The 5,567-nt window shown below is 71.9% G+C and carries 6 protein-coding genes; 4 read left to right on the top strand and 2 right to left on the bottom strand.

Annotated features, from left to right (window positions below; all coding sequences use genetic code 11):
* Positions 1-29: 29 nt before the first annotated feature.
* Together ACFVW8_RS38225 and ACFVW8_RS38220 are read right to left on the bottom strand one after the other, a co-directional pair.
* Positions 30-203 carry a hypothetical protein gene (locus tag ACFVW8_RS38225; RefSeq protein ID WP_389698507.1) on the bottom strand — a complete coding sequence of 58 codons (174 nt, stop codon included), beginning with the start codon at positions 201-203 and terminating at the stop codon, positions 30-32.
* 136 nt (positions 204-339) lie between these two features.
* The gene (locus ACFVW8_RS38220) at positions 340-1,821 is read right to left on the bottom strand and encodes a hypothetical protein (protein ID WP_389698505.1); all 1,482 of its coding nucleotides are present in this window, start codon (positions 1,819-1,821) and stop codon (positions 340-342) included.
* A gap of 197 nt (positions 1,822-2,018) precedes the next feature.
* Here ACFVW8_RS38220 and ACFVW8_RS38215 point away from each other — a divergent pair, with 197 nt between their 5' ends.
* The 4 genes from ACFVW8_RS38215 to ACFVW8_RS38200 form a co-directional block, all read left to right on the top strand.
* On the top strand, positions 2,019-3,062 hold the full coding sequence (locus ACFVW8_RS38215) for an ABC transporter substrate-binding protein (RefSeq protein ID WP_389698503.1): 1,044 nt from the start codon (positions 2,019-2,021) through the stop codon (positions 3,060-3,062).
* Positions 3,063-3,147: 85 nt separating this feature from the next.
* The gene (locus tag ACFVW8_RS38210) at positions 3,148-3,984 is read left to right on the top strand and encodes a Nif3-like dinuclear metal center hexameric protein (protein ID WP_389698501.1); all 837 of its coding nucleotides are present in this window, start codon (positions 3,148-3,150) and stop codon (positions 3,982-3,984) included.
* Positions 3,981-4,724, top strand: coding sequence for a zinc ribbon domain-containing protein (locus ACFVW8_RS38205; protein ID WP_389698509.1), 744 nt, complete (start codon positions 3,981-3,983; stop codon positions 4,722-4,724). Before ACFVW8_RS38210 ends, ACFVW8_RS38205 begins: the two co-directional genes overlap by 4 nt.
* Positions 4,724-5,567, top strand: an 844-nt coding sequence (locus ACFVW8_RS38200) for a bifunctional RNase H/acid phosphatase (protein ID WP_389698499.1), incomplete at its 3' end; no start/stop codon positions are given. The genes ACFVW8_RS38205 and ACFVW8_RS38200, both read left to right, overlap by 1 nt.

Raw genomic sequence — 5,567 nt, 5'->3', positions numbered from 1 at the left:
CTCCCCTCCCTCGTTGATGTCCTGGGCGATCAGGCCGCCCGGCTGCCCCCTTCGGGGTCGCGGCGGTGGCGGCCGAGCGGCTGTGCCGCCGCGTCGTCCGCTGCCGTACCCCCTCGGTGCTTTCCGGAGCCGCCGGCTTCGGCCCGTTCCGCGTCCGCCCCCGGCGGACGCGTCTGGGTCGTGTCGGTTCGGGCTTCAGACATGTGGGAAGTCACCCCGTTGTGATCGCTTACGTGCTTGTCTCCGGAGCTTTCACGCCACCGTCACCCGAGAACGGCCACCGTCGGCGACCACGGCGCGTGGATGCGTGAGCCCCGGTCCAACCTTAGACCGGAAGGTCTAACCGGGACCCGTACGCCCCACCAGAGGCGCCTGTCCCAGTGGAACCGGTGTGCACACAGAAGGAGGCGCCACAGCCGCGGACGGTTGCATACCGCTTCCCGGGCATCCGGACCGCTCCTCTCCGGCCGAAGAAGGCCCCGCTGCTCGCTCCACATCCGGCGGCGCCTCCAGGAACGCCACCGCGCAGGCCGTCTCCCCGTTCGCGTAGGGAAGTCCGAGCACTCCCTCGCGGGACCAGACCCCACTGCCGGCCAGCCATCCTTCGGGCACGGGGAGCTGATGCAGCCGGCGGCCCGCAGGACGCCACACGCCCACCCAGCTGCCCCCGGCCCCGTCGATCCGCAGCGCCACCGCGCAGCTCTCCGGCATCAGCATCTGCCCCGGCTGCACGGCGAAGGGCGTCACCGCGGCGTCCGGCAGCCGCAGGCACTCCGGGAAGCGCACCGGCAGGCAGCTGCCCAGCACCCCCCAGCCGAGCCGGTCGTGCCCCGGCGCGTCCGAGCGGATCAGCAGGAGACCGCTGTCCGGGTCGGCGAGCAGCAGCCGGTCGTTGCTGTCCGGCGCGATCTGGAGCAGCGGCGTCATCTCGGCGCCCCGGCCCAGATCCACCGCCACCGCCTTCACGGGACCGCCCCCCACCGGCTCCCGGTCCAGGGCCAGCAGCCGGCCGGCCCGGTCCAGCCAGACCCCGCCGGAGCAGCGCCCCGGGAGATCCGCGATGTGCTCGGGCCCGAACGTGCCGCCCGCAACCAGCCAGAGTGCGGTGGAGTGTTCGCCTGCGGACAGGGCGTACGCGCTGACGCCGTCCGGTGAGGGCGGCAGCAGCGCCAGCTCCGCGCACTCGACCGCGCCCAGCGGCAGTTCACCCGTGCCGGGGCCGGTCGGATAGAGCAGCGAGAAGGTGTGCCGGTCCGCGACCCGGCGCCGGATGAGCACCCGGCCGTCGGCGAGCGGCACTACCTCGGAGTCGGCCTCCTCCGGCCGGCCGAGCGGGAGCGGCACGGCGTACGGCTCCGGCCCGTCCAGCGTCCAGCGCTCCGGGAACCAGGCCGCAGCAGTGTCGGCGCCCGCCTCGCCGGTGTCGTCGCTCGCGGCACCCGCGGTCGTGAGCCGCGCCGCGTAGGCGCCGTTCGCGGTGATGGTGAACGCGGGCTCCGCGGCGGCTGCGGGCACGGTGAACGCGGGCTCCGCCGTGGCTGCCGTGGCGAACACGGGCTCCTCCGCGGCTGCGGGCATGCGTGCGGCCGGCAGCAGGACCGTTTCAGCAGGGCCCGGCTCCACCACAGGGGTGCCCGGGGGATCAGCCGCCTCGGCCGCCGCATCCTCCACATCCGCCACAGCGGCGGCCGGCACGTCCGCCGTCTCCGTCGCGTCAGCCGCCGGCTCCTCGGCCCCGTCCGGATCGTCGGACCCCGGGTCCACCGTCTCGCCGGCTTCGACCGCCGCTGCGGTCCCGTCCTCGATGGCACAGGCAGTCATCGACTCGTCACCTCCGGCAACCGAAGCTAGTTTTCGCACTTCCTGCCGAACAACACGAGCCCCACCACTTCACACATATGGGTGGCCCTGCCCGGATTCGCCTGAGGAGGAGGGGGTGGGTGTGCTTCACGCGAAAGGGTTGCCTAAGGTTAGGCATTCCTAAGCGTTACCTGTGTGATCCTCGACTGGAGCAAGTGATGTCCCTTCGACGCCGCGGCACCGCCGCAGTCGGCCTGGCCGTAGTCGCCGCCCTGTCCCTCTCGGCCTGCGGAAGTGACGACGGCGGCTCCGGCGGCTCGGGCAAGTCCGAGGCCGGGGGAGAGAAGAAGGCCGCGGTCGCGACGGGCGGCAAGGACTTCGGTGACGCGGCGAAGAAGACGGCGGAGTACGGGACCGACGCCCCGGCGGGCACGTTCCCCCGCACCCTCACCCACGCCATGGGCAGGACCGAGCTGAAGTCGGCCCCGAAGCGCGTCGTCGTGCTCGACGTCGGCGAGTTCGACAACGTGGTGTCGCTGGGTGTGAAGCCGGTCGGCTACGCCCCGTCCGAGGGTGACGCGGCCATTCCCTCGTACCTGAAGAAGAACGCGGGCGACCCCAAGAACGTCGGCACGATCAACAACCTCAACCTTGAGGCGATCGCGGGTCTCAAGCCCGACCTGATCCTCGGCAGCCAGCTGCGCGCCGCCGACAAGTACGACGAGCTGTCCAAGATCGCGCCGACCGTGTTCTCCATCCGTCCGGGATTCACCTGGAAGGAGAACTACCTCCTCAATGCCGCCGCGCTCGACAAGACCGCCAAGGCCAAGCAGGAGCTGGGCGTCTACGAGGCGAACGCGAAGAAGCTGGGCGAGGACATCGGTCCGAAGAAGCCGACCGTCTCCATGGTCCGCTACCTGCCGGACCGGATCCGCCTCTACGCCAAGGCCTCCTTCATCGGCACGATCCTGCAGGACACCGGTCTGCCGCGGCCCAGGAACCAGCAGATCAACGACCTCGCCGCGGAGATCAGCCCGGAGAAGATCGACGAGGCGGACGCCGACTGGATCTTCACCGGGGTGTACGGCGACGTGAAGGCCACCAAGCGCGACACCGCCCAGTCCAACCCGCTGTGGAAGAACCTCAAGGCGGTCAAGGAGGGGCGGGCCAAGAACGTCTCCGACGAGACCTGGTACCTCGGCCTCGGCGTCACGGCCGCGAACCTGGTCCTCGACGACCTCCGCGCCGACCTCGTGAAGTAACGATTCATGACTGGCCGTCGCGCTGCCCGTACGGGTCGCGGCGGCCATGGCCTGCGGGGCACGGAGGGCAGGTAGCCTTTGTTCCGTGCCCCGTCTGTCTGAAGTCATCGCCGAGCTCGACGCCCTCTGGCCGCCCGAGCGGGCCGAAGGATGGGACGCGGTCGGCACCGTCTGCGGTGATCCGGACGCCGAGGTCGGCCGGGTGCTCTTCGCCGTCGACCCCGTCCAGGACGTGGCGGGCGAGGCGATGGAGCTCGGCGCCCAGCTGATCGTCACCCACCACCCGCTCTACCTGCGCGGAACGACGACGGTCGCGGCCGGCACCTTCAAGGGCCGGGTCGTGCACACCCTCATCAAGCACGACATCGCGCTGCACGTGGCGCACACCAACGCGGACTCCGCGGACCCCGGTGTCTCCGACGCCCTGGCCGGCGCCCTCGACCTGCGGGTCGAGCGGCCCCTCGTCCCGGATCCCACGGACCCCGCAGGCCGCCGCGGCCTCGGCCGGATCTGCACGCTCGGCCACCCCGAGACCCTCGGCGCGTTCGCCGCCCGGGCCGCCGCCCGGCTGCCCGCCACCGCGCAGGGCATCCGGCTGGCCGGCGATCCGGACGCCCTCGTGCGCACCGTCGCGGTGAGCGGCGGATCCGGCGACAGCCTCTTCGACGCGGTGCGCGCCGCGGGGGTGGATGCCTTCCTCACCGCGGACCTGCGTCACCACCCGGCCTCCGAGGCCGTCCAGCACTCCTCGCTCGGCCTGGTCGATGCCGCACACTGGGCCACCGAATGGCCGTGGTGCGAACAGGCCGCCGCACAGCTCGACGCGATTTCCGACCGCCACGGATGGGACCTGCGGGTCCATGTCTCGAAGCAGGTCACCGACCCCTGGACCACCCACCACTCTTCTGGAGCCCCCAACTGAACGCCGCGCCCGCCGACCAGATCCGACTCCTCGACGTCCAGGCCCTCGACCAGCGTCTCTCCCAGATCGCGCACAAGCGCAACTCCCTTCCCGAGCACACCGAGATCGAGTCGCTCACGACCGACCTCGCCCAACTCCGCGATCTCCTCGTCGCCTCGACGACCGAGGAGAGCGACACCGCCCGCGAGCAGGTCAAGGCGGAGCAGGACGTCGACCAGGTACGCCAGCGCGCCACCCGCGACCAGCAGCGCCTGGACTCCGGAACGGTCACCTCGCCCAAGGACCTGGAGAGCATCCAGCGCGAGATCGTTTCGCTCGCCAAGCGCCAAGGTGATCTGGAGGACGTCGTCCTGGAGGTCATGGAGCGCCGCGAGTCCGCACAGGAGCGGGTCGCCGAGCTGACCGACCGCGTCTCCGCGGTCCAGGCCAAGGTCGACGACGCGACCGCCCGTCGGGACGCCGCGACCAAGGAGCTCGACGAGGAGACCGCGAAGGTCACCAAGGACCGTGAGATCGTCGCCGGTTCCGTCCCCGCCGACCTGCTCAAGCTGTACGAGAAGCTCCGTGTCCAGCAGGGAGGGGTGGGCGCCGCCCGCCTCTACCAGCGCCGCTGCGAGGGCTGCCGTCTCGAGCTCAACATCACCGAGGTCAACGACGTGAAGGCCGCGTCCCCCGACACGGTGCTGCGCTGCGAGAACTGCCACCGCATCCTGGTCCGCACCGCGGACTCGGGTCTGTAGTGACCCCGCCGCACCAGTTCGTCATCGAGGCCGACGGCGGCTCCCGGGGCAACCCGGGGCCCGCCGGTTACGGCGCGGTCGTCATCGACCCGGTGACGGGTCAGGCGCTGGCCGAGGCCGCCGAGTACATCGGCGTCGCGACGAACAACGTCGCCGAGTACAAGGGCCTCATCGCCGGACTCCGGGCGGCGAAGGCACTCGTGCCGGACGCCTCGGACGACGGCGGAGTGCGGGTGCACGTCCGGATGGACTCCAAGCTCGTCGTCGAGCAGATGTCGGGGCGCTGGAAGATCAAGCACCCGGACATGAAGCCGCTCGCGGCGGAGGCCGCCCGGATCCTTCCGGCGTCCGCCGTCACCTACGAGTGGATCCCGCGCGAGAAGAACAAGCACGCGGACCGGCTCGCGAACGAGGCGATGGACGCGGGCAGGCGCGGCAAGCAGTGGGAGCCCTCGTCCTCGACAGCCGCCCTCGACACCCCGGGGTCCACAGTGGCCGGAGTCCTGCCGCCGGTCTCCGGACCGCCGGGCGACGCGACAGCCGGCGCGGCCAGGGCGAGGGCCGCGCTGAACAGGCCCGCCGGCGAAACCCCACAGGCCACCACCGCGACACCGCAGGTCGGCTGGGGCACCGCCGCCGACCTGGGCGCGCCCGCCACCTTCGTCCTGCTGCGGCACGGCGAGACCGCCCTCACCCCGCAGAAGCGGTTCTCCGGCAGCGGCGGCACCGACCCCGAACTCTCCGCCACCGGCCGCCGGCAGGCCGAGCACGCGGCCGAGGCGTTCGCCGCCCGCGGCACGGTGCAGGAGATCGTCAGCTCCCCGCTGCTCCGCTGCCGCGAGA

Origin of the sequence: Streptomyces sp. NPDC058221 (genome assembly GCF_042882365.1) — a bacterium.
GTDB lineage: Bacteria > Actinomycetota > Actinomycetes > Streptomycetales > Streptomycetaceae > Streptomyces.
The sequence above is the reverse complement of the archived record's forward strand: the minus strand, read 5'-3'. Positions and strand labels throughout refer to the sequence as shown.

Excerpts from the sequence above, each read along its gene's own strand:
- ACFVW8_RS38225 (WP_389698507.1), bottom strand. The coding sequence starts at position 203 with ATGTCTGAAGCCCGAACCGACACGACCCAGACGCGTCCGCCGGGGGCG.
- ACFVW8_RS38220 (WP_389698505.1), bottom strand. The coding sequence starts at position 1,821 with ATGACTGCCTGTGCCATCGAGGACGGGACCGCAGCGGCGGTCGAAGCC.
- ACFVW8_RS38215 (WP_389698503.1), top strand. The coding sequence starts at position 2,019 with ATGTCCCTTCGACGCCGCGGCACCGCCGCAGTCGGCCTGGCCGTAGTC.